Below are 21,811 nucleotides of genomic sequence, written 5' to 3'. Positions count from 1 at the left end.
GGCCCGCCGGATGACGTAACCCCGCGCGCGGGGTCGGGCCGGTCGCCGGAGGGTGGCCGTATGAAGCGGTGCATCTCCGCGGCGTTCGCCGCAGGCGCGTCGGCGGTGGCCGCCGCCGTCGCGCTGTGCGGGCCCCCCGCCCCGCTCTCCATACCCCCGGGGGCGGCCGGCCCCCAGCACCCCGACATACCCACCGGCCCCGCACCGCCCGGCGGACGCCACGGACCGTGCGCCCTGCGCGGCGTCAGCGACGACGTCGGCGAGACCACCGCCACCCCCGAGGGCTACGCGCGCTCCCGCGGCACCGTGAAAGCCCTCACCCTCTTCATCGACTTCCCCGACGCCCGCGCCACGATCAGCCCGCGCGCCCGGTACGCGGAGTTCTTCCCCGCCGCGTCCGACTACTTCCACCGCAGCTCGTACGGCCGGCTGCGCTACCGCCCCGCGCCGCTGCTGCGCTGGCTGCACATGGCGAAGCCGCTCACCGCGTACGGCATCCAGCGCGGTGCCGCCTTCGACGCCGGGTCGGACGGCGGGTACCACGCCCTCGCCCGCGAGATCGTCCGTGCCGTCGACGGCTCCGTCGACTTCCGCGACTACGACCTGATCAACGTCATCGCCGCCCCCAACGCGGGCCCGCCCGCGACCCGTACCGTCCTGTCGGTGACGTTCAGCGGCGGCGATCTGGGGCTGCGGACCGGCGACGGGGTGCCGTTCCGCAACACGTCGTTCCTCTGGAGCCGGCAGCCGGGACCGAGCGCCTTCCGGGTGGTCAACCATGAGAACGCGCACTCCTTCGGCCTGCCCGACCTGTACTTCACCGACGGGCGGGCGGCGCCGCCCCCGGTCGGCCACTGGGACCCCATGGACGAGGACTGGGGCCCGAGCAACGACTTCCTCGGCTGGCACAAGTGGAAGCTCGGCTGGCTCGCCGCGGGCCAGGTCGACTGCGTCCCGCCGGGCGGTCCGGTGGCCGACCACACGCTGACGCCGCTGGCCACCCCGGGCGGCACGAAGATCGCCGTCATCCCGACCTCCGCGCACACCGCCCTCGTCGCCGAGGCGCGCACCCGGGGGCCGCTCGATCCCGCGCTGTGCCGCCCCGGCGTCCTCGTCTACCGGGTCTCGGCGGACGTCCGCTCCGGCGGCGGACCGCTCCAGGTCATGGACGCGACACCGGGCAGCGGCGGCTGCCACACCGGGGACCGCTACGTCGACGCCGAACTCTCCGACGCCGCCTACCGCCCCGGCGGCACCTTCACCGACCCCCGCAGCGGCACCGCCGTCACCGTCCTCGCCACCGCGCCGGACGGCACGTTCCGCATCCGCGTACGACCGCCGTCGCTGCCGTCGCCGCCGGATTCGTGAGGGGACGCCGGGCCCGCGAAAGGGCGCCGGGCCCGTGACGGGCGCCGGGTCAGCCGTCGTCCCCCGGGCCCGCCGCCTCGTCCTTCCAGTGCTGCTGGCCGAGGGCGATCAGCCGGAGCTGCCAGCGGGCGGCCTCGACGACGCGGGCGCGGGCCGCCTCGGGGTGCTCGGCGTCCTCCGCGTCGAGGATGGCCGCGGCGGTCGTCACCAGCCGGTCGACGAAGAGGTCGGCCAGCATGCGCAGGTCGTGCCCGTCCCAGCCCCGCGCCGTCGGCTGGGCCACGAGCGCTTCGGCCACCTCGGCGCCGAACCGGTCCAACTGGCCCGCGATGGCCTGCCGTACGGCCCGCACCCCGCCGTGCCGTTCGCGCGCCACGAACCGTACGTGGGCGGGGTGTTCGCGCACGTGCCGGTCGACCACCGCCACCGCGCTCCCGATCTGCGCCTCGATGCCCGCCTGCTCGATCAGGACCGTCCGCACCATGGCGTGCAGGCTGCCGAGCGCCTCCTCCACGAGGGCGACGCCCAGTTCGCCGAGGTCGCGGAAGTGCCGGTAGAAGGCGGTCGGGGCGATGCCGACCGTCCGGGTCACCTCGCGCAGCCCCAGACTGCTCAGGCTCTGCTCCTCCAGCAGGCCCAAGGCGGCGTCGAGCAGGGCCTGACGGGTTTTCTGCTTCTGGGCCTGGCGGACCCCTACGGTGTGACTCACATCATCCAGTAAACAAGCGTTCTCCGAACTTCTCCACCCGGGGAACCCCTACACTGAGGGAAGTGAGTGAACAACTGTCCTCCGAACTGGAAAGGCAGATCGATGCTCTTTCTCGTCGCAGCCCTCCTCATGATGGGGATCCTGCTGGGCGCCGCGGCACACCTCCCGGTCTCCGTCACTCTCCTCGCCGCCGCCGTCATCGCCGGCTGGCTGCTCGTCTTCTCCGTACGCGAACGCCGCAACTCCGCCAAGGGGGCCTCCCGATGACCCCCGCCACGCTCACCGACCGCCCGCAGGACACCGCACCGCACTCCCCGGACACCGCGGGGAGCGGTCCGGCCGCCGGTCCGGGCCGCGCACGGGCCGGGTCCGCCGACGGGATGGCCGTCGCGTCCTTCGTCCTCGGACTGCTCGGCACCCTGGTCTTCAACGTCGTCCTGGGGCCGTGCGCCCTCATCCTCGGCGGCCTCGCGCTGGCCCGCCGCACCCGGCGCCGCGGCCGCGCCGTCCTCGGGCTCGCCCTCGGCGCCGCCGACCTGATCATCCTGGCCGCGCTGACCGCCGCCGACGCCACCGTGAGCTGGCACATCGGCGGCTGACCGGCGGCGCGCAGCCGCCCGCCGTGAGCCACCGCGGCGAACCGCACCACCGGCACCGCCACATCACCCGGCCACGCGTACCCCGGCCGGGGCGCCGCCCGTCTCCTCCCCGCCCCACCCCCGCCCGGCAGGTCACCCCGTCGCATCGACCGGAGTGCACCGCCCACGGCCCCCTCCGATGCTGGAGCGGGGCGGGCGGATTCCGGCGTGCGCGCCGAGGGGCGGGGGCGGCAGGCGCGCACGGTCACCTCGCGAAGGAGCAAAGACCCGATGAGGCTGGTCGTCGATCTCAACCGGTGCCAGGGGTACGCGCAGTGCGCCTTCCTCGCACCCGATGTGTTCACCCTGCACGGCGCGGAAGCTCTGATGTACGACCCGCAGCCCGGCGAGGAACGGCGCCCGGAGGTGCTGCGGGCCGCGTACGCCTGCCCGGTCCGGGCCATCACCGTCGAGGACGCGGACCTGGCACCGGCGGGTGACCGCCATGCCGGGTGAGAGCCACCTGGAGACCTTCCGCCGCGAGGGCCGCATCGTCATCGTCGGCGCCTCCCTGGCGGGCCTGCGGGCCGCCGAGACGCTGCGCGCGGAAGGCTTCCGCGGCACGCTCACGCTGATCGGTGACGAGCCCCACGAACCGTACGACCGGCCGCCGTTGTCCAAACAGGTGCTGATGGGCCACGTCCCCGCGGACCACACGGCGCTGCCGCGAAGCCGCGCGCTCGACGCCCGGTGGCGGCTCGGCACCGCGGCCACCGCCCTGGACCCGGCGGCCAAGCGGGTGACGCTCGCCGACGGCGACACCGTCCCCTACGACCGGCTGCTGATCGCCACCGGCGTCCGCTCCCGCCCCTGGCCGCACGAGCTGGAGTCCGACCTGGACGGCGTGTTCGTGCTGCGCACCCGCGACCACGCGGCGCGGTTGCACCGCCGGCTGTCCGCCGGACCGCACCGGGTGCTGGTCATCGGCGCCGGATTCACCGGTTCCGAGATCGCCTCCGCCTGCCGCGAGCGGGGCCTGCCGGTCACCGTCGCGGAACGCGGCCCGGCCCCGCTCTCCGGCGCGCTCGGCGGCGTCATCGGCGAGACCGCCGCCGCCCTGCACCGCGCCAACGGCGTCGATCTGCGCTGCGGAGTGCAGGTCACCGGCTTGGAAGGGGACTCCGCCGGGCGGGTGCGACGCGCCCACTTCTCGGACGGTACGGCCCTCGACGCGGACGTGGTCGTCGTCTGCCTGGGCGCGACCCGCAACACCGAATGGCTCGCGGGCTCCGGCCTCGGCGCGGGCCCGCGCGGCATCGCCTGCGACGCCGGCTGCCGCGCCTTCGACGTCCGGGGCATCGTCACCGACGACATCTTCGTCGCGGGGGACGTCGCCCGCTCCCCGCACCCGCTCTTCGGCTACCAGTTCCTCTCCCTGGAGCACTGGGGCAACGCCGTCGCCCAAGCCGCGACGGCCGCCCACAACATGATCAGCGCGAGCACCGACCGCCGCCCGCACCTGTGGATGCCGTCGTTCTGGTCCGCGCAGTTCGGTGTCAACATCAAGTCCGTCGGCGTCCCGCCCATGGCCGACCAACTCCTCGTCACCCAGGGCTCCTTGACCGACCGCCACTTCACCGCGGTCTACGGACACCAGGGGCGCGTCATCGCCGCCGTCACCTTCGACCAGGGCAAATGGCTGGAGTTCTACGAGCGGCAGATCGAACGGGCGGCCCCCTTCCCCCCGGAGTTCCCCACCGTCGACCGGCGCCCCGAAGGACTCCACCCGGTGGCCGCCGGCTTCCCCGACCCGTCCCTCCCCACCCACGGCCCCACCGTCACCCTCAGCGGCCACTCCCCCACCGACCGCCGCCTCTCGTTCACCCCACGACGCGCGTGACCCCGGGGGTACGCGCCCGGCCCCCGCGACGCGGAAACGCCCGCCACCGCCGGGCCCGAGCACCGGCCCTCACGAAGCCTCGGCCCGGCACCGCGCGGCATCCCCTCGGCCCCGCCCCCGCAACCCCGAGCCCAGTCCCCCGCACCACGGAAGCGCCCGCCACGAAGCCCCGCGCCACCGGCCTTCCCGGAGCCTCGCCCCCCACCCACCGCGCGCCGGGACCGCCCCTCGTGGCACCACGCCACGCCCGGCCCGCAGGGGCGACCGGGCCCGCGCCCCAGGGCCCCGGCCCGCGGAACTCTCCCCGCACGCCACCGGCCCGGGCCCGTCCTCGTAGCTCCACGGCACCGCCCCCGCCCCACGACCGCAACGACGCCCCTCAAAACGCCCGTTCACAGCCCGGAAGGAACCCCCATGACGTCGGTCGCCCTCCTGCGGCAGATCCTCGACCCCGCCCACCGCGCCGACCCCTACCCCCTCTACGCGGAGCTACGGAAGACCCCCGTCGTACGGGACGAGACCGGCGCCTACCTGGTCAGCACGTACTGGGAGATCCAGGAGTTGCTGCACGACCCGCGCGTCAGCTCCGACGCCCGCAACCTCAACCCGGAGGCCGCCGCGGCCCTGGGCCAGGAGGAGGACCCGAACCTGCCGCCGACGTTCCTGCGCCTCGACCCGCCCGAACACGACCGGCTGCGCGGACTGGCGATGCGCCCGTTCGGCCCCCCGCACAGCCCCCGCCGCGTCTCCGGCATGCGGGGCGAACTGACCACCATCGTCACCGACCTCATCGACGGCTTCCACGACCGGGACCACCTCGACCTCGTCGACAGCTTCTCCTACCCCTTCCCCGTCACGGTGATCTGCCGGCTCCTCGGCGTCCCGCGCGAGGACGAGCCCCGCTTCCACGTCTGGGCCGACACCCTCGCCGCCGGTCTCGACCCCGTCCACGGCACCCCCGAGGAACGCGAGAACCAGCTACGGACCGTCCGCCGGGCCCGCGCCGACCTCGCCGCCTACCTCTCCGAACTCATCGAGGAACGCCGCCGCGCCCCCCGCGACGACATGCTCTCCGCCATGGCCACCGACCACGGGCCCGACGGCGGGATGTCCTCCCTGGAGATGGTCAGCACCGCGGCCCTCCTGCTGATCGCCGGCCACGAGACCACCGTCAACCTCATCACCAACGGCATGCTCGCCCTCCTCCGCGACCCCGCCCTCCTCCACCGCCTCCGCACCGACCCCGCCCTCGCCGCCCCCTTCGTCGAGGAACTCCTCCGCTTCGATCCCCCCGTCCAATTCCTCCCCCAGCGCACCACGTTGACCGACATCGACATCGCCGGAACCACCATCCCCAAAGGCGCCTCCCTCTGGCTCCTCCTCGCCTCCGGCAACCGCGACCCCCACCGCTTCCCCGACCCCGACGCCTTCCACCCCGACCGCCCCGACAACCAACACCTCAGCTTCGGCAGCGGCATCCACACCTGCTTCGGCGCCCCCCTCGCCCGCCTGGAAACCCAAATCGCCCTCACCGAACTCACCCGCCGCCTCAAAAACCCCCGCCTGGCCGAGGACCCCCCGCCGTACCGCCGCAACGCGGTCCTGAGGGGACCACGGCACCTGCCGGTGGTGGTGGAGGGGGTGGGGGCGTAGGGGGCGCGGGGAGCGTAGGGGCGGAAAGGCGGCCGGCTCGGTCCGCCTTCGCCGACGCCCGGCACCCTCTGCCCGGCGAAGCCGCCGCCCGAGGTCTGGCAGGTGGCGTCCGCACCCGGCACCCGGCATGTCCGACGTCTTGTCCCTGCCCCTGTCCCCGGCCCTGCCTCCGCACGTCAACCGCTCCCCGCGCCCCCACCCGCATCCGCTACCCTGTCCAGGGCTGCCCGCCGTGTCTTCCGCGGGCCGCACGCCTCCGTAGCTCAGGGGATAGAGCACCGCTCTCCTAAAGCGGGTGTCGCAGGTTCGAATCCTGCCGGGGGCACGTTTAAGTAGCAGGTCAGAGGCCCTGTCACCCGTTGGGGCGACAGGGCCTCTGGCTTCCGGCACGGATTTGGCACACATGGGGTGTGCGCCAAGGGGGAGCTGTACCGCGATGCCCGCCAAGGACGAACTGGCCAAGCGCCGCTACGACAACCTGGTCGACCGCCTGGAGAGCCTCATGGAGGCTGAGCTGAAGCCCGGCTACCAGGGCTACTACGGGCAGCTGATCCTGGGCAGCAGCGACCTCGAAGAGATGGGCGAGCTCAAGGACGTACGGCGTGCCGCCCGCGAGGCGGGCCGCCGCCTCGACTGGCAGCCGAAGACCCAGCTCGTCGACGGACGTCTCTTCGTCTACGACGACCGCAAGGTCCCCGAAGAGATCAGTCGAGTGGCAATGCGCAACGCTGCCGAGGCAGTGGATGCCCTCATGCGACCGCACATGAACCAGAGGCCGAGTAACAGCTGAGCGGCACCCTGGCGCCGGATGCTGCCCGCTGCTCTGTCGGGCAGTTCCTTGCGTACCTCGGCACGGATCGGGCAGCCGTCACACTGCGACGCCCTCCAGGTCTGCCACCACACCTGCGGCCTCGCGCGCCTTCCTCTCCGCCTTCTCCAGCTTGGCCTTCGCCTTGGCCAGTTGCTTGGCGCGGCGCTTGTGCATTTTCTTCGAGACCTCGTCGAGGCGGTCGGGGAAGAGGTGGCCGTAGGTGTCCAACGTCAGGGTCGCGGACTTGTGGCCGAGCATGGTCTGGACGACGTTGACGTCCGCGCCACTGGCGATGGCGAGCGAGGCCGCCGTGTGCCGCAGCTTGTGCGGAGTGAGCTCGAGGTGGCCGAGGTCCGCCTTGGTGACCGCCGGTACGAAGAACCGCTGCCGGAAGTTGCGGGCCCGCAGCGGGCCGCCCTGCGGTGCGGTGAACAGGAGCTCACCCTCTCCTCGTCCGTCGACGTGGAGCTTCAACTCCTCGACGAGGAACCGCGGGATCGGCACGGACCGGCGTTCGTGGTTCTTCGGGCTGTCGAGGTAGAGCTTGCCGTTGTCCTCGACGTACGCCTCGACGATGTGCGCGCGGCACGCGTCGAGGTCGACGCGGCCCACCTTCAGCGCGGACGCCTCGCCCCAGCGCAAGCCCGTGTAGGCAAGCAGAAGAATGAAGACGCGGTACGCGCCTGCGGCGTCCGCCAACGCCTCAGCCTGCATGTCGTCTAGGTAGACGTGGTCGGCCGGCACCGGCTTCGGCAGGGCTACGCCAACGGCCGGGTTGAAGGCCAGGCGGCGGGACTTGACCGCGAAACCGAGCACACGGCTGAGGACGACGTACGCCTTGCGGACCGAGCGGGGGCTGAGCTTCCTGCCACCCGCCGCTTCGCCGGACAGCATCTCGGCGAGCCACTCGGAGACATCTTCGAAACGGATGCGGTCCAACGGGGTGGAGCCCCATTTCGGGATCACATGGACGTCGAGAACACCCCGGTAGCGGTTACGGGTTGAGCGCTTGAGGTGGACCTGCGCCGCCAGCCAGGACTCTGCCACCTCCGCCAGCTTCACACGCCCCGCGGCCGGATCACGGTATGTGCCATCGCCGAGGCGGGACTCCACCCTCGTCCGCTCCGCCTCGGCATCAACCTTGCGGGCCACCGTCTTCATCTTCGGCTTGCCATCGGGGTCGTACCAGCGCACGCGGTAGCGCCCAGGTGGGGTGCGGCCTGCCCGCTTGGCCTGTGCCACGGCCCGTGTGTACGCCGCGTGAGCGGTGCGGTCCTCAATCCAGACGCGCGCCAACTAGCACCCCCTCCGGTCGTCACCGGACACCGTGGAAATCGGTAGGAGCAAGAGAGCGGAAGGAAGACCGAGGGCGAGACGTTCGTGCGCGACGGCACGGGCGGCGCGGAAGCCAGCGGGCCGAATTCTGTGGGGTCGAGTTGCCATGACGGATAGCTTTAACTCGCATTCGGGTCCCTTGGCAAGAGTTGGTTCACAAACTCCACAGAAGTCGCCCCAGAAGGAAGTGGCGTTCATCTCGTCGAATTCTGATACCTCACGAGCAGATTCAGCGAGAAGCCTGTGCTATCTTTCCACCCCTTCTCAGATATGACCGATTTAGCCACCTATCGGTCGCATTGGTCGGGGCCTCACCGCACTCGTCCCGACCTCTGCATTTCACCTCTGAACTGCAGAGGTATCGAATTCCGGCACCTCGGACGATAGCCCGGCGGCAGAAAAATTTCCGACCCCGCGAGAGAAATTTCTGCGACCGGCGATTCACCCTTACAGTTTTGCCCTCCGCTGCTCTGACCGAGGATTTAGAACTGATCCCGCACCCCTCGCCGGGCAGCTTGGAGGTGTCCCCCTACCTGTTATCCAGAACGAAAAGGAGCCCTGTGCCGAAGCCCTCTCCCCGTCGCGCCCCTGCCACTGCTGCGGCTGCCCAGCGCGGTCCGCTTGCCGCCCCTGCGGAAGTCGCCGCGTACCTCGGGGTGCCGGTGAAGACCCTCTATCAGTGGAAGTACCGGGGCACCGGCCCGAACGTCCACAAGGTCGGCCGTCACCTGCGCTACCGCTGGCAGGAGGTGGACGCATGGCTGGATTCCCAAACGTCGTACGACCTCACGGCGTAACCCCACGTCTGGCCCGGACAACGAAGCGGCCCCCGGCGAGCCAACGCCGAGGGCCGAAGACTCCCCTGCCGACTGCCCATCCCTGATCGAACGAGCTGGTGAGGGGCGGGACCTTGCCCGTCCTGCCCCTCACCGGAGAGGAACGCCTATGGAGGACTCTACGTCCCGCATCACCACGAACACCTCGCCCGCCAAGTGGCCGACCCCCGCGGTCCCCGGCGAAGGCATCCCCTGGCGCCGCGGAAACCAGGAGGACACACGGTCCCCGGAATCGGGGACCGACGAACCCCCGCTGGATGCAGAAGCGCGCGGTCCCCAATCTCCGCCCGAGGCCGCCGTTGGGGACCGTCCCCGCGACGTGCCCGATTCACGGTCCCCGCAAGCTGCGGTCCCCGGGCCCGCATCGGATGCAAACGCGCAGGTCAACAGTGCTGGCGTGGGGACCGGTCCCCAGAAGGTCGGCGCTACGCCAGGGGACCGGGACGGGGACCGCGAGCGCGGTCCCCACCGACCGCCGGGGACCGTCGGTCCCGAAGCGGGCACCGGCCAGCAGAACGAGGCCGGTCCCGTCAGCTCACCGGGACCGGAGCACGAGACAGATCTCCGGCCTCCTCGGGGACCGGCAGGCCCAGCGGAACAGGATTCCGGCGACGGCGCGGAAGTGCTGGATGAGGTGCGGGCGGCAGTCGCCAAGTACGTGGTGCTGCCGAGCGAGGAGGCGCTGACAGCGGTCACGTTGTGGGTGGCGGCCACACACATCCAGACCGCTCTGCAGCACGCGCCGCGACTGGCGGTGGTGGGCCCGACCAAGGGATGCGGCAAGTCCCGTGTCCTGGACGTGCTCCACGAGACCGTGCACCAACCGATGATGACGGTGAACACCTCGCCTGCGGTCGTCTTCCGCGTCATCGGCAAGAACCCGCCGACACTGCTGGTGGACGAGGCCGACACCATCTTCGGCCCCAAGGCCGGCGACAAGGAGGACCTGCGCGGCCTGCTGAACGCCGGGCACCAGCGCAACCGGCCCGCCTGGCGTATCTCTGGCCCCGAGCACAAGCCCACCGCGTACCCCACCTTCGCCATGGCCGCGCTAGCGGGCATCGGAGACCTGCCGGACACGATCATGGACCGGGCCGTCGTGCTGCGAATGCAGAAGCGCAAGCCGACGGAGAAGGTCGCCCCGTTCCGTTCGCGCTTCTCGGTGCCCGAACTCAACTCACTGCGTGACAGGCTGGCGGCCTGGCTGGGGCCGCTGCGCAGCGCGGCTTCCCACAGAGTGCCGGTGATGCCGGTGGAGGACCGGGCGGCGGACACCTGGGAGCCACTGGTGATCATCGCCGGCCTGGCCGGCGGCCACTGGCCTGCACGTGCCCGTGCAGCCTGCGTAGCGATGACCCGGTACGAGGCGGTCCAGGACGAACAGACCAGCCTGAAGACGCGGCTGCTGCGCGACATCCACCGCATCTTCCAGGAACACGGCAACCCCGAGGCCCTACCTTCACAGACTCTGGTCGCCGACCTGCTCCAGGACGCCGACGCCCCTTGGGCGGAGCACGGCAACAAGGGGCTCAACGCCTACTACCTGAGCGCCATGCTCCGTGACTTCGGTATCCGCCCCGCCAACTACCGGTTCGAGCAAGGTAAGCAGGCCAAGGCATACGCACGTAATCGCTTCGTGGATCCCTGGGCACGACACTGCCCCGACCTCGCCGAGACGTCCGCTGCTGCACCCCCGTCCCGGAGCAAGCTCCCCGCGGCGCCCTCGGGCTCGCTACCCATCGGCCCGCCCGGCGGTCTTTCCGGCCCCACACGCGCCCGCTAACCCGCGTCCCCCTGGGTCCGTATCACTGCGTCGCATCCGTCCCTGTGCAGGTCAGCTCGGGGACGGATGCACTCACCGGGACGCACATGTCCGTACCTGCCCGCGTATCCGTACCTGCGCTGACCAGGCATGGGACGCGTGCGACGGATGGGACATGGTACCTGTCACCACTGGAGCCACCATGCCTGAACAGCGCTTTGAACTCCCCGCAGCTCAGCAGCAGACACTCATCTCCTCGACTCAGGACAGCGGAGCAAGTTGTCGGGTAAGGAGTCCTTACCCGGCCTCCGCCCCGGAGGAGGCGGAGGCGTTCGGCGCCGAGGGGGCGCCGGAGTTGGCCGGCCCGGGGGAGCCGACTGTGGGAGGGGCCACGCAGCCACTTGCGCCTCGTCGTCGTCTGCGTGAGCCCACGTTGCGTGAGAAGCGCGTACACCCGCGCTACAGCGACGACGAGTTCGCCCTCCTCACGACAGCCGCCGGCCTCAGCCGTATGCCTGTCGGCGGCTACGTCGCCGAGACCTCGCTCGCCGCTGCCCGCTCCGACGACCCCTCGGCTGCGGTCGCCGACTACCGCGCCATGGTCAAGGCGCTGATGGCCGCGAACAGGCAGCTCGCCAAGATCGGTGGCAATCTCAACCAGCTCGCCTGGCACCTCAACAAGGACGGCGCGTGGCCCGCACCGGACATCGTGGCCCGGCTGCTGGACCGGGTCGAGGCGTCGATCGGCGACGTGGACGTGGCCGTCTCCCAAGTGGCTTCGGGGCGGTGACCGCATGATCCCGAAGATCATCCTCGGCAAGGGCGAGCGCGCCACACGCCGTCTGATCGGCTACCTCTACGGCCCGGGGAGCGCCAACGAGCACACCGACCCGCACCTCGTGGCGTCCTGGAACGGCTTCGCCCCCGACCCCGGCCGCAGCCCCCACCGCAACCCGAAGCAGGTCGAGGAGCAGCTCGCCGCGCAGCTCGACCAGCCCTTGAAGATGCTCGGCGACAAGGCTCCTACGACCACCGTGTGGCACTGCCCGGTCCGGGCCGCTCCCGATGACCCGATCCTCACCGACGCCCAGTGGGCGGACATCGCCCGACGGATCGTGGCCGCCGCCGGCATCGCCCCCGAAGGCGACGAGGAAGCCTGCCGTTGGGTGGCGGTCCGCCATGCCGACGACCACATCCACATCGCCGCCACCCTCGTACGTCAGGACGGCCGCCGCCCCCGCCGCGACCACGACATCCGCGCCGTCCAACGCGAAGCCCGAAAGATCGAAGCCGACCTCGGCCTGCGCCGCCTCAACCCTGGCGACGGCACCGCTGCCAAACGCCCCACCAGCAAGGAACACTTCAAGGCCAAGCGCCAAGGCCAGAACATCACGACCCGCGAGATGTTGCGCCGGCGTGTCCGCCGCGCGGTGGCCGCCGCTTCCAGCGAGACGGAGTTCTTCGCGCTGCTGGAGGCGACCGGCGTCGACGTACGCCCCAAGACCGGCCCGTCCGGCGACGTCCTCGGCTACAGCGTCGCCCTGCCCGGCGACCTCAACAAGGAGGGCAAGCGGGTGTGGTTCTCCGGCTCCACCCTCGCCGGCGATCTCTCCCTGCCCAAGATCCGCCACCGCCTCACCGCCACCAGCCCCGAACCCATAACCGTCCGTCCGACCGACCCCTGGCACCAGGCCACCGCCGCCACCGAACGCATCCCCGACCACGTCACACACGGCGACGACCGCATCGTCCAGGGCCAGCTCGTCGCCCTCGGCGGAGCCCTTGATCTGCTGCCCCTCACCGCACCAGCTGCGGCGAGGGTCGAACTCGAACGTGCCGCCGCCGTCTTCGAGCGCGCCACTCGCTCCCGTATCGCCGCCGACCTCGACAGCGCCCAAGTCCTGCGCCACAGCATCCAGACAATCCTGCGCACCCCCGCCGCCGCACGAGACGGCGCCGGACTGGCGATGCTCCTGGACGCCGCCCTCATCGCCGTGGCGTTCGCGAGGCACTGGCACCGCACCCACCAGCACGCCCAGCAGGAAGCGGCAGCCCAGCAGACCCTCGTCCACCTCCAGACCGCCCACGCACACATCGCAGTTCCGGTCCTGGACGGCCTCGCCCACCGCACCCCCGGCATCCAGGCCAGGCAGCGCTACGCCCGACACCTCCAGCAGGCCGTCCCCGAGTATGCCGAACGCATCCTGCAGGCCCCTGCCTGGGACGCCCTCGCCACCGTCCTCGCCGACGCGGAAGCAGCCGGCCACAACCTGGGCAACCTCCTCGACCGGGCCCTCGGCCACCGCACCCGCGACGACGCACGCAACCCCGCCCGCACCCTGACCTGGCGCATCCAGCGCCTCGGCCAACGCCACACACCCGGCCCCCGCGCCCAGGCAGCCATGGCCCGCAGCACCACACGGCTCGCCACCACCACGCCCCACCCGCCAGCAGCCACACCGGCCGCCGCACAGCAGCAGCCACCGCACGTGCGACGACGTTGATCAGTTGAGCTGATCCGAAACGGAACAGGCCGCAGCCGTCACTGAATGCCCCCCCGGACACAAGGCGCACCACCCCACAGTCCAGTGATCCTTGTGCGTCGGGGCAGCCGACCCCCGTATCGTCGCCTGGGTGACCGACACGAGTGGGGCGGACAGGACGCGCATCCCCGCAGCTGATCTTGCCGAGCTGATCAGGGCCTACGGCATCGACGAAGTGCTGGATCGGCAGCACCTGGCCGATGGCCTCATGAACGTGAACTGGCGGCTGGACACCCGGGCCGGGAGGTTCGTCCTCAAGCGGGTCACGGACGTGCCGCTCGATCGACTGCGTCGCAACCTCGCGGTCCTTCCTGTCCTGGCTTCGTACGGAGTCCCCGCATGCGCCCCGGTCTCCACCGTCCACGGTGATCTGATCGCCGAGGTCCGCGGTGGTGTCTACTGCCTGTTTCCCTGGTCGTCCGGGGAGCACATTCGCGGAACCGACCTGTCGCCGGCGCAGACGTCCGAGCTCGGTGCACACCTCGCGGGACTCCATACGGCACTCGACCGGGCGGTCGATGAGGCCGGGATGCCGGCCGTGCCGACCTCGGTCACCGCTGAGGTGACGGGCGTCGGCCGAGCCGTCCAGAAAGCCGATCGGCTTGCCGGAGTGGTGTCGGCCCGGGGCACGGGCGACAGCTTCGACGCAGCTGCGGGCGTCGCCCTCGAAGAACGCAAGATCCTCCTCGACAAGCACGCCCACCTGCGCCCCGAGGGAGACACCCCCGCGGGCCCGCACGGCTGGACGCACGGTGACTTCCAGTACCGGAACCTCCTCTGGGCGGACGGCGAACTGGTTGCCGTCCTGGACTGGGACCGGCTGGGCGTCCGCCCGTACGCGGAAGAGGTCGTCCGCACCGCGCAGGTGCAGTTCGGGGTGGAGGGCGTCTTCGACCTGGAGCGGGTGTCGGCCTTCGTCAGCGGCTACCGGTCGGTGGTCCCGTTGGAGCCGGCCGCGCTGCTCGACGCCGCGCGCCGCCTGTGGTGGAAGCGGATGACGGACTTCTGGCAGCTCGAATTCCACTACGACCGGGGCGACCACTCCTGCGACGACCTCTTCATCGCCGACGAGGCGCTCCTTCACTGGTGGACGGAGCGGCTCGACGAGGTGGAGCGGGCGTTCGGCGGCGCTCTCTAGATCCCCAGTTCCCGGAGCTCCGGCAGGCACGGGCGGGTGAACCGTGCCGCTCCGGTGCGGGCCTGCTCCCCCAGCGATTCGTGGTCGGTGTCTCGGATCGCTCGCACCCACGCCTCGGGGCCGGCGGTGGCAGGCAGGACGATCCCGGCGCCGCCGATGGCTTCGGGGATGCCGCCCTTGTCGGTGCCGATGGTCGGGACACCGTGGAGGGCGGCCTCGACGATCACGCGGGGGAAGGCGTCTTCCACGGTGGACGGGACCAGCAGCAGTCGGTGACCGCGGTACAACGGCTCCATGTCGTAGACGCGGGGCACGTACGTGACGTTCGGATAGGACACGAAGTCGGCTGAGGCGTCCCACCAGCCCTCGACCAGGGTGAAGTGCTGTTCGGGCATGAGACGGACGATCTGGTGCAGCAGCTCGGATCCCTTGGCGGGGATGGGGTTGATCATGAGTACGGACGCGGTGCGGGCCTCACCCAAGCTCTCCCCGGGCAGTGCGAACGGCGGGTACATCACGGCCAGCCGGGTTCCAGGCGTGTGGGGTGCACGTGCCCGGACGAAATCCGACACGGCGAGGCCGTAGTGGGGTCGGCCGGCGAGGACCCCCAAGCCGGTGGCGGAGACGGAGTGCAGGAGGCCGACGACGAGCGCGATCGGTCGGGCCTGCGCGGCAAGCTGCGCCGAGCCTTCCTGCGAGGTGAACACGATGTCGGGGTGGAGGTCGCGCAGGAGGCCGTCGAGTACGTGCTCCACGTTGTCCTGCGTCAACGCCACGCACTCGACCCCGCTCCACCGGTAGCGCAGGGCGCCCTCTTCTTCGTCGTACGGGACACGATGTTTGTCCAGGTGGGCACGCATGTCGGGGAGCTGGGTGGCTCCGTCCCAGGGCGCCTCGTGCGAGCCGAGGTAGGTGACGTGCCAACCGGCGGCGGCGAGTTCCTCGGCGAGGAGTTGCTGGGTGACCTCGGCGCCGCCGATGAGGAACGGGGGCGGGGTGCGGCGCCAGGTGAAGAGAGCGGTGGGCATCGGCGGTCACCTCGCCCAGAAGCCGACTAGGGCTTCCACGGCCTGGGCGACTCCCCCCGGTCCCGCGTCGGCGGCCAGGACCGTGAGCTCTTGCGTCACGGGTCGGCGGGGCGTGTGGACGAAGTAATCGCGGGCGTGGCGGAGGAAGCCTGCCTCGTGAAGGAAGTACTCGGACTCGGCGGCGGTGTGGCCGACGGTCTTTCGGCGGAGGTGGAGCGTCCCCGCCGGTACGTCGAGGTAGAGGGTGTGGTCGGGGCGCAGGAACGGGAGCGTCTTGAGCCGGTGGCGGAGCTGGTGGTGGACGCCATGCCCGAACAGGGCGTCCAGGGCGTACGCGTGGGCGAGGAGGGTGTCCACGGAGCGGTCGAGGATGACGAGCTGCCTGCCGCTCGCGGCGGCCTCGGCGACGCGGATGGCCTCGATTTCCATGAACCTCTCGAAGGCGGCGAGTTGGGCGGCCTCCGAGTCGGTGCGGGCCGGAGGGATGTCGTCGCGGTGGGCGATGTGCTCGACGTAGCAGTCGGAGACGTACGCCCGCGAGCCGAGGGCGGTCTGGCGGAGGTGGCGTACGGCCGTGGACTTACCGGCGTAGGAAGGCCCTTCCAGGGCGATGATCAGCACGTCGGCGCCTCCGTCCTGTAGAAGCGCTCGGCGTAGAGGCTGGTTCCGTCGACGAGATCGGCCGCCGTGGTGAAGGCGTGCCGGATCGGCCGGTACATCTTCCGGGCCGGGTGCATCTGCGAGCCGTGCATCCGCAGGATGGTGACCTTGTCGAGCACGACGTCGGTGATGTCGACCAGCTCGGGCCGCATCGTCACCCCCGTACGCGTACGGAACAGGTGCTGGTCGCAGCCGGCGAGCGCGTACGTCGCCCAGAAGGCGAGGTCCTCCCAGAACCAGGTGCAGCCGATGCGGACGGCCGCCTCGTGGACGAGGAGGTGGTCGGGGTGGCGGGTGACAGCGGCGGGCGCGAGGAGTTCGGCGCCGGGGTGGGCTACGGCGATCCGGCGAAGCTCCTCGGTGACCTGGTCGAGCAATTCCGGGTCGTAGGGACGGTACGGGGGCTCGGCGTCCTTGTGGCCGAGGAGGTACCGGCGAGCGGCGAACGGTGAGAGCGCGGCGGCCCCCTCGCGGTCGCGGAGCTCGGACACGGTGTCGACGTCGGCGTACGTGGTCTCCAGGGCGGGGCGCACGCTCCGGGAGCGGGTGAAGACGGTGGCGATGGTCAGCGGTCGGGGGTGGGCGAGGAAGGTGCCCGAGGCGGAGAGGGCGAAGTCGTCGTGGTGGGGCTCGATGACGAGAACCTGACGGCCGACGGGGGTGCGGGCCTCGATGTAGTACGGGACGCGAGTGTGGGGTGCGGTCACTTCCAGGACGCGGTGGTCGTGGATCCGGTGGCGGGCGGCGAGCTGCTGGGTGTGCGTCCGGTGGGCGCGGTGGAGGTCGTCGGGGAAGGTGTAGATGCCGTGCCCGTCCGGCACCGGCAGGTCGACCAGGGGCTGGGGCTGCACAGAGGTCTCCTTCGTCATCGCACGGTCGTCTCGTACCAGTGGCGCCACATGCGGGGTGACCGGAGGCGCAGGCGGGCGGTCATGGGGTTCTGCCACCAGAGCATCCGGAGGCTCGACCACTGGTCGTAGCGGCGGGTCGACGGGCGTACGCGCAGTTCGTCGAGGATGGTCACGGGCCGGTCGGTGGCCTGGCCGTGGGCGGTGAGTCGGGCGAAGAACTCGACGTCCTCGCTCATGAACAGGTCGTCCCGGTACCCACCGATGTGGTGGAAGGCGTCGGCGGTGCAGAAGTGGTTGACGCCTTGGGCTCCGCCGCGGCGGGTTCGGTAGTGGTCCCAGTACGCGCACAGCAGGCGGGCGCCCAGCCGCTCGGGCGTGTAGAGCGGGGGGATGGCGCCGCCGACGGCCCCTGCGTCCATTGCGGCAGCAGCGGCGGTGACCGCCTCCAGGGGCAGCGCCACGTCGGCGTCGGTGAAGAACAGGCGTCCGCTGCGGGCGGCGCTCGCTCCGGTATTGCGGACACGACCGATGTTGCGGACGGCCTCGGTGACGACGCGGACGCCGAAGGAGGCGGCCATGTCGGCGGTGGCGTCGGTGCTCGCGTTGTCGACGACGACCACCTCGCCCGTGCGGCCGGTGACCTCCTCCCAGCGGGCGAGGGAGGCCAGGACAGAGGGCAGGTAACGGGGCAGGTAGGCGGCCTCGTTGAAAGCCGGGATCACTACCGACAGGGCAGGGCTGCTCATCAGCGCGTCCTTTCCGGGCGGCGCATACGGAAGAGGTGCGGAGTCCGCCGGCTGAGATCGTCCAGGCGGCGGGCCCACAAGGCGCGGTCGTCGCCGGTGGAGGAATGCGCCCAGGAGCGGAGGGTGTGGAAGACGGCCCAGGCCGCCAACAAGTGGTGATCGAGGGCAAGGGGATAGGCATCGGTGATCGTGCGGGCCCTGAGGGTCGAGAGGGCATCGGTCATGACCAGGGTCTGGGCGACGTCGGATTCGCGGGGACCGGCTGCGGCGTCGGTGAAGTCGACCAGGTGACGGACGGCTCGGGGGCCGGAGATCACGACGTTGTCGCCGTGCAGGTCGCCGTGGCACCACACGGGCGCCGTGTGGGCGGCGTCGGCGATGGCGGCCAGCGCGGGCGCGATGCGGTCGAGACTGCTGGGCGGGCAGCGGCGGCTCAGTGAGGTGACCTGCTCGTGGAGCGGCCGGCGCGGGGCCCACGGCCGGACGGGCGCCCGGTGCAGACGGCCGAGCAGGCCGGCCAGGTCTTTCAAAGCTCGCTCGTCGGAGATCCGGCCGGAGCGGACGGCGTTGCCGAGGGTGAGCGGACCGAGGTCGGCGGTAACGAGGGCGGTCGCCTCGTGGCCAGGAACGGGGCCGTATCCGATGAGGCCCGGTACAGGAACGTGGTCGGCCACGGTCCGGATGGCCGCGCTCTCCGTGATCGCGTTGCGGCGTGCGGTCGCCGCGTACAGCTTGATCACGACACCGCGTCCGTCGGCCAGGCCCACCCGGTAGACGACGGTGCGCGTACGGACGGACAGGCGGTGGGCGGCGCGGGCCGGTACGCCGGTCATCGCGAGGACGGCTCGCGAGACAGCGGGCGGTACCCCCGCGGTCACCGCACACCCGCCCATTCCACGCCAACGGCACCCAGACGCCGTACGTGACGCATGGTCCTTTCCAGGTGCCTTCGGTATTCGACGACTTCTTCCGTGACGGGGCAGTCGGCCTGCCACGGCTTCTGGGGACCGACGAAGTGCACGAGGGCGGCGGCCGGATCAGACTTCAGTGAGCGCGTGACGACCCGGCGTACCCAGTTCCCGCGCTCAAGGAATCGGCCGACCTCGAACCGGTTGAAGCCGCCGGCCACCGGGCGGACTCGACCGGATCGCAGCAGCCACAGGTTCAGGGCGTCCTGGTCGTTGTGGAGGATGTGGCGCCGGGCGTGGATCAGGGCATGCTCGACGCCTCGTCGGATGCGGGGCATGTGGCCGGTGTGGGTCCAGAGCACGCCCGCGTTGTAGTACGGGCGACCACGCAGATGAGGCCAGCGCTCGGCGGCTCCGGGCAGCGCCGGGTACTCGCCGACGGCCGGGTTGAACTCGTCCCGCACGGCGCCGGTCTCGTCCGGCCCGAGGGAGCCGAGCGGCTCGCTCACGTCTCCGCATACGAGCACGTCGGCGTCCACATAGATCAGGTAGGGACGGCGGACGAAGCTCGGCGTGAACTCGAACCTCAGATAGGTGGTGACGGTGATATACGAGGCGTCTGCCATGCGCGAGGAGCGCAGAGGGGCGCATCGACGGAGGTCGAAGGAGCCGAAGCCGGCCCGCTTGGCGAGGTCGGCGAGGAGGAGTGCCTGCGACGGGGCCAGGTCGAGGGTGAGCACCCGTACGGCAGCTTCGCGGCGGGCCGCCGGGGTCAGGCTGTCGGCCAGGCCAGCGAGGGCGGCGAGGCCGGGGACGAGGTACTGCTGGTCGATGCACAGGCCGAACGCGTACACGGGGGCTTCGCCTTTCGGGCGTGGTGCACGGGCGTGATGGAAGAGCCGGCAGCGAGCGCGGTCGCTCACGGCCTGTCCCGGGCTTCGGAGCAGGCGAGGATTTCGAGGCCGTTGGGGTCGTCGGTCTCCCAGTGGGGGCCACCGCCGGTCGGCGGTCGCAGAACCCACACGGTGCCGCCGACGCGGACGTCGGTGACGATCGCCCGCCGGCCACCGCCGTCCCGGACGAGGTCGCCGACCCAGGCGTGCCGGGCGCTCACGAGCCGTCCTCCTCGTACGTCCTTGTCTGCATGAACCAGCCGGAGGCTGCGTCCGCGATGTCGCGGCGACGACGGGCCTGGCCGGGGGTTCGACGGGTTGGGGTACCGCTCGACGCGTCCGCGAAGAACCCTCCCCGGTCGCGGAGGAGAACGCCGAGAGCCGCGAACTGGGCGGCGTCGGCAGCTACATGCATCGGGCCGCTGACGACGACGCCCCGGATCATCCCGGCGGACAGGGCGGCCGTGACAGCCTGCCAACCCGGCCGCTCCATGAGCGGCAGCGCCGGGTCGGGATCGGACCAGACACCGGCGACATGCCAGTGCCGGGCGTCGGCGTAGTAGCGACCACGCTCCTCGCTCTCACCGAGGGCGGTGGAGGTGGTGGCGCAGGAGTAGACGGCGACGGGTACGTGCCCGAGTCCGCCGGGCGGGTTGTTCGGCATGCCCACCAGGCTGCTGGGCTACGGAGTTCGTGCCCAGGCATGGCCCGTCGCAGTGGAGAGGCTCCGTATCCGGTCGGACTGCCATGTCCCGTGGCAGCGGAAGCAGGGTCGCCCGGAGGTGTGCCATGCCCCGTAGCGATCGCGCTGATGGGGTGCTCGTACCTACTACGGGGCGTGGTACTTCGGCTCGTAGGTCAACGCACTCCGAGCGGTACACCCGCGGAGTTCGCCAGTCCTCGCAGTCGGTTGACGGACACACCGGCGAGCCTGCTGATGATGACGCCGGGAAGCATCTGGTGGCGCACCCATCCCGGGGCCATCTCGCAGACGGCCTGGAGAGTGTCGGCAGCGGCGTCCCACCGTCGGCATTCGACCTGGGTGAGGGCGACGTCCAGGCCGTAACGGGCCCGTGTGGCCAGGGGAACCGTGTCGTCCAGGCGGACCGTGTCCATGAGCCGCAGCGCGCCGGCTGTATCGCCAAGGGCCACGGCGATGCTCATGGCCTGTGTGGCGGCGTACATCGGCCCGTACGGCTGGGCGTGCGAGCCGCGGGCGTGCTCGTCCCCGATCCGGGCAGCAACGGCATGGGCCTGGGAGAGGTACTCGCGAGCGTTGTCGGCGTGCGCGCCGCCCCGGGAGGCGGCGACAGCGGCGTTCGTGACGAGCTGGCCGTAGACGCTGAGCCGATCCGGGTCGTGCTCGCTCATCTTGGGCTCGATCCGGTCGGCCTGGGCCGCGGCGAGGAGGAACCCCTGCTTCGTACGGCCGTCGCGGAGATTGACCCACGCGGTGGTGGCGGCGAGGTGCGCATCACGGAGGTCATCCCCGCCCTGCACGGCAATCTGGCGGCCGTACGTCAGCGCTGCATACGCCAGATCTCGTGATCCGAGCACATTGGCGGCCATGCCCGCCGTCTGAAAGGTGTCGGTCAAGACGCCCGCGGCGGCTTCCCGCTCATCGAGACCGGCCACGTCGAACCTGGCCCGCGCCTCGGGAAGGAGCCGCCCCAGGAGAGTGCCGAGCTCGGTGTACCGGCCTCCCCAGTACGCGGCGTCCGCGCGACGGACGACGGCGCGGAGCTCTTCGACGGTGCCCGGCTCGACCTCGGCGGGGATGCCGATAGCTGCGTCATGGGTGGCTGCGGAGACCAGGCGCAACGCGGCCCGCTCATCGCGGTCCATGGAACGCCGTGGCGCCTGCTGGCCGAGGAGCACGGCGATGTCCGTACCGAGCGCGTCGGCAATCGACAGCAGGGACGGCAGGGAAGCCGTTCCGCCACGTTCGAGCTTGCGGACCACGCCGACGGACACACCGGCCGCCTCCGCCAACTGCTCCTGCGTCATGCCGCCGCGCAGCGCCTTCAAGCGCTCAGAGGTGGTGTACTCCGACCACTGCATGCTCCAGCACCTCCGCGTGATGGGCCCCACA

At 71.3% G+C, this 21,811-nt stretch carries 23 protein-coding genes and 1 tRNA gene; 13 read left to right on the top strand and 11 right to left on the bottom strand.

Annotation, left to right across the window (positions count from 1 at the left end):
• Window positions 1-60 precede the first annotated feature (60 nt).
• Window positions 61-1,368, top strand: coding sequence for a M6 family metalloprotease domain-containing protein (locus tag ACGH2B_RS16695; protein ID WP_399089642.1), 1,308 nt, complete (start codon window positions 61-63; stop codon window positions 1,366-1,368).
• A 49-nt stretch (window positions 1,369-1,417) separates the two neighbouring features.
• Here the strand turns inward: ACGH2B_RS16695 and ACGH2B_RS16690 are convergent, their stop codons facing one another.
• Window positions 1,418-2,077 (bottom strand): TetR family transcriptional regulator, encoded by a 660-nt coding sequence (locus tag ACGH2B_RS16690; RefSeq protein ID WP_399089639.1) that lies wholly within the window; start codon window positions 2,075-2,077, stop codon window positions 1,418-1,420.
• 102 nt (window positions 2,078-2,179) lie between these two features.
• Between ACGH2B_RS16690 and ACGH2B_RS16685 the strand changes: the two genes are divergently transcribed.
• The 7 genes from ACGH2B_RS16685 (at window position 2,180) to ACGH2B_RS16655 (ending at window position 6,998) form a co-directional block, all read left to right on the top strand.
• Window positions 2,180-2,344 carry a hypothetical protein gene (locus ACGH2B_RS16685; protein ID WP_399089637.1) on the top strand — a complete coding sequence of 55 codons (165 nt, stop codon included), beginning with the start codon at window positions 2,180-2,182 and terminating at the stop codon, window positions 2,342-2,344.
• Window positions 2,341-2,676 carry a hypothetical protein gene (locus ACGH2B_RS16680; RefSeq protein WP_399089634.1) on the top strand — a complete coding sequence of 112 codons (336 nt, stop codon included), beginning with the start codon at window positions 2,341-2,343 and terminating at the stop codon, window positions 2,674-2,676. Before ACGH2B_RS16685 ends, ACGH2B_RS16680 begins: the two co-directional genes overlap by 4 nt.
• 270 nt (window positions 2,677-2,946) lie before the next feature.
• On the top strand, window positions 2,947-3,171 hold the full coding sequence (locus ACGH2B_RS16675) for a ferredoxin (RefSeq protein ID WP_399089631.1): 225 nt from the start codon (window positions 2,947-2,949) through the stop codon (window positions 3,169-3,171).
• Window positions 3,161-4,555, top strand: coding sequence for an NAD(P)/FAD-dependent oxidoreductase (locus tag ACGH2B_RS16670; protein ID WP_399089628.1), 1,395 nt, complete (start codon window positions 3,161-3,163; stop codon window positions 4,553-4,555). The genes ACGH2B_RS16675 and ACGH2B_RS16670 overlap by 11 nt, the downstream gene beginning before the upstream one ends.
• Before the next feature lie 414 nt (window positions 4,556-4,969).
• A complete protein-coding gene (locus tag ACGH2B_RS16665; RefSeq protein WP_399089626.1) occupies window positions 4,970-6,208 on the top strand; it encodes a cytochrome P450 in 1,239 nt (412 codons plus the stop codon).
• Window positions 6,209-6,460: 252 nt separating this feature from the next.
• A tRNA-Arg gene (locus ACGH2B_RS16660) sits at window positions 6,461-6,533 on the top strand.
• A 111-nt stretch (window positions 6,534-6,644) separates the two neighbouring features.
• The gene (locus tag ACGH2B_RS16655; RefSeq protein ID WP_399089623.1) at window positions 6,645-6,998 is read left to right on the top strand and encodes a hypothetical protein; all 354 of its coding nucleotides are present in this window, start codon (window positions 6,645-6,647) and stop codon (window positions 6,996-6,998) included.
• 78 nt (window positions 6,999-7,076) lie between these two features.
• Here the strand turns inward: ACGH2B_RS16655 and ACGH2B_RS16650 are convergent, their stop codons facing one another.
• Window positions 7,077-8,261 (bottom strand): tyrosine-type recombinase/integrase, encoded by a 1,185-nt coding sequence (locus ACGH2B_RS16650; RefSeq protein ID WP_399089620.1) that lies wholly within the window; start codon window positions 8,259-8,261, stop codon window positions 7,077-7,079.
• Window positions 8,262-8,914: 653 nt separating this feature from the next.
• Here ACGH2B_RS16650 and ACGH2B_RS16645 point away from each other — a divergent pair.
• From ACGH2B_RS16645 to ACGH2B_RS16625, 5 genes are all read left to right on the top strand, one after another.
• Window positions 8,915-9,151, top strand: coding sequence for a helix-turn-helix transcriptional regulator (locus ACGH2B_RS16645; RefSeq protein WP_399089617.1), 237 nt, complete (start codon window positions 8,915-8,917; stop codon window positions 9,149-9,151).
• 661 nt (window positions 9,152-9,812) lie between these two features.
• Complete coding sequence (locus ACGH2B_RS16640) at window positions 9,813-10,973, top strand: DUF3631 domain-containing protein (RefSeq protein WP_399089614.1); 1,161 nt, start codon at window positions 9,813-9,815, stop codon at window positions 10,971-10,973.
• Between the two features lie 412 nt (window positions 10,974-11,385).
• Complete coding sequence (locus ACGH2B_RS16635) at window positions 11,386-11,742, top strand: plasmid mobilization protein (RefSeq protein WP_399089611.1); 357 nt, start codon at window positions 11,386-11,388, stop codon at window positions 11,740-11,742.
• A gap of 4 nt (window positions 11,743-11,746) precedes the next feature.
• The gene (locus ACGH2B_RS16630; protein WP_399089608.1) at window positions 11,747-13,456 is read left to right on the top strand and encodes a mobilization protein; all 1,710 of its coding nucleotides are present in this window, start codon (window positions 11,747-11,749) and stop codon (window positions 13,454-13,456) included.
• Window positions 13,457-13,547: 91 nt separating this feature from the next.
• On the top strand, window positions 13,548-14,633 hold the full coding sequence (locus tag ACGH2B_RS16625; protein ID WP_399089605.1) for a phosphotransferase: 1,086 nt from the start codon (window positions 13,548-13,550) through the stop codon (window positions 14,631-14,633).
• On the opposite strand, the gene ACGH2B_RS16620 is transcribed toward ACGH2B_RS16625, so the two are convergent.
• From ACGH2B_RS16620 to ACGH2B_RS16580, 9 genes are all read right to left on the bottom strand, one after another.
• Window positions 14,630-15,661, bottom strand: coding sequence for a glycosyltransferase (locus tag ACGH2B_RS16620; protein WP_399089602.1), 1,032 nt, complete (start codon window positions 15,659-15,661; stop codon window positions 14,630-14,632). The two genes, ACGH2B_RS16625 and ACGH2B_RS16620, sit on opposite strands and share 4 nt — an antisense overlap.
• Before the next feature lie 6 nt (window positions 15,662-15,667).
• The gene (locus ACGH2B_RS16615) at window positions 15,668-16,282 is read right to left on the bottom strand and encodes an AAA family ATPase (protein WP_399089599.1); all 615 of its coding nucleotides are present in this window, start codon (window positions 16,280-16,282) and stop codon (window positions 15,668-15,670) included.
• Complete coding sequence (locus tag ACGH2B_RS16610) at window positions 16,276-17,190, bottom strand: PIG-L deacetylase family protein (RefSeq protein WP_399089596.1); 915 nt, start codon at window positions 17,188-17,190, stop codon at window positions 16,276-16,278. The genes ACGH2B_RS16615 and ACGH2B_RS16610 overlap by 7 nt, the downstream gene beginning before the upstream one ends.
• On the bottom strand, window positions 17,187-17,918 hold the full coding sequence (locus ACGH2B_RS16605; protein ID WP_399089593.1) for a glycosyltransferase: 732 nt from the start codon (window positions 17,916-17,918) through the stop codon (window positions 17,187-17,189). The genes ACGH2B_RS16610 and ACGH2B_RS16605 overlap by 4 nt, the downstream gene beginning before the upstream one ends.
• Entirely contained in the window at window positions 17,918-18,751 is an 834-nt protein-coding gene (locus ACGH2B_RS16600; RefSeq protein ID WP_399089590.1) for a phosphotransferase, read from the bottom strand. Before ACGH2B_RS16600 ends, ACGH2B_RS16605 begins: the two co-directional genes overlap by 1 nt.
• Window positions 18,752-18,792: 41 nt before the next feature.
• Entirely contained in the window at window positions 18,793-19,680 is an 888-nt protein-coding gene (locus tag ACGH2B_RS16595) for a glycosyltransferase family 8 protein (RefSeq protein WP_399089587.1), read from the bottom strand.
• A 65-nt stretch (window positions 19,681-19,745) separates the two neighbouring features.
• Window positions 19,746-19,940 (bottom strand): hypothetical protein, encoded by a 195-nt coding sequence (locus tag ACGH2B_RS16590; protein WP_399089584.1) that lies wholly within the window; start codon window positions 19,938-19,940, stop codon window positions 19,746-19,748.
• Window positions 19,937-20,383, bottom strand: a complete 447-nt coding sequence (locus ACGH2B_RS16585) for a hypothetical protein (RefSeq protein WP_399089581.1) — start codon at window positions 20,381-20,383, stop codon at window positions 19,937-19,939. Before ACGH2B_RS16585 ends, ACGH2B_RS16590 begins: the two co-directional genes overlap by 4 nt.
• 194 nt (window positions 20,384-20,577) lie before the next feature.
• Window positions 20,578-21,780 (bottom strand): helix-turn-helix domain-containing protein, encoded by a 1,203-nt coding sequence (locus tag ACGH2B_RS16580; RefSeq protein ID WP_399089578.1) that lies wholly within the window; start codon window positions 21,778-21,780, stop codon window positions 20,578-20,580.
• Window positions 21,781-21,811 lie beyond the last annotated feature (31 nt).

This window comes from Streptomyces sp. BBFR2, from assembly GCF_044497305.1.
In the GTDB taxonomy this organism is placed as follows: Bacteria; Actinomycetota; Actinomycetes; order Streptomycetales; family Streptomycetaceae; genus Streptomyces.
Note: the sequence above shows the minus strand (reverse complement) of the source record. Positions and strands in the feature narration are given on the sequence as shown.

Coding starts and splice junctions, on each gene's coding strand:
- ACGH2B_RS16695 (WP_399089642.1), top strand. CDS start 61: ATGAAGCGGTGCATCTCCGCGGCGTTCGCCGCAGGCGCGTCGGCGGTG.
- ACGH2B_RS16685 (WP_399089637.1), top strand. CDS start 2,180: ATGCTCTTTCTCGTCGCAGCCCTCCTCATGATGGGGATCCTGCTGGGC.
- ACGH2B_RS16680 (WP_399089634.1), top strand. CDS start 2,341: ATGACCCCCGCCACGCTCACCGACCGCCCGCAGGACACCGCACCGCAC.
- ACGH2B_RS16675 (WP_399089631.1), top strand. CDS start 2,947: ATGAGGCTGGTCGTCGATCTCAACCGGTGCCAGGGGTACGCGCAGTGC.
- ACGH2B_RS16670 (WP_399089628.1), top strand. CDS start 3,161: ATGCCGGGTGAGAGCCACCTGGAGACCTTCCGCCGCGAGGGCCGCATC.
- ACGH2B_RS16665 (WP_399089626.1), top strand. CDS start 4,970: ATGACGTCGGTCGCCCTCCTGCGGCAGATCCTCGACCCCGCCCACCGC.
- ACGH2B_RS16655 (WP_399089623.1), top strand. CDS start 6,645: ATGCCCGCCAAGGACGAACTGGCCAAGCGCCGCTACGACAACCTGGTC.
- ACGH2B_RS16630 (WP_399089608.1), top strand. CDS start 11,747: ATGATCCCGAAGATCATCCTCGGCAAGGGCGAGCGCGCCACACGCCGT.
- ACGH2B_RS16620 (WP_399089602.1), bottom strand. CDS start 15,661: ATGCCCACCGCTCTCTTCACCTGGCGCCGCACCCCGCCCCCGTTCCTC.
- ACGH2B_RS16610 (WP_399089596.1), bottom strand. CDS start 17,190: ATGACGAAGGAGACCTCTGTGCAGCCCCAGCCCCTGGTCGACCTGCCG.
- ACGH2B_RS16605 (WP_399089593.1), bottom strand. CDS start 17,918: ATGAGCAGCCCTGCCCTGTCGGTAGTGATCCCGGCTTTCAACGAGGCC.
- ACGH2B_RS16600 (WP_399089590.1), bottom strand. CDS start 18,751: ATGACCGGCGTACCGGCCCGCGCCGCCCACCGCCTGTCCGTCCGTACG.
- ACGH2B_RS16585 (WP_399089581.1), bottom strand. CDS start 20,383: ATGCCGAACAACCCGCCCGGCGGACTCGGGCACGTACCCGTCGCCGTC.
- ACGH2B_RS16580 (WP_399089578.1), bottom strand. CDS start 21,780: ATGCAGTGGTCGGAGTACACCACCTCTGAGCGCTTGAAGGCGCTGCGC.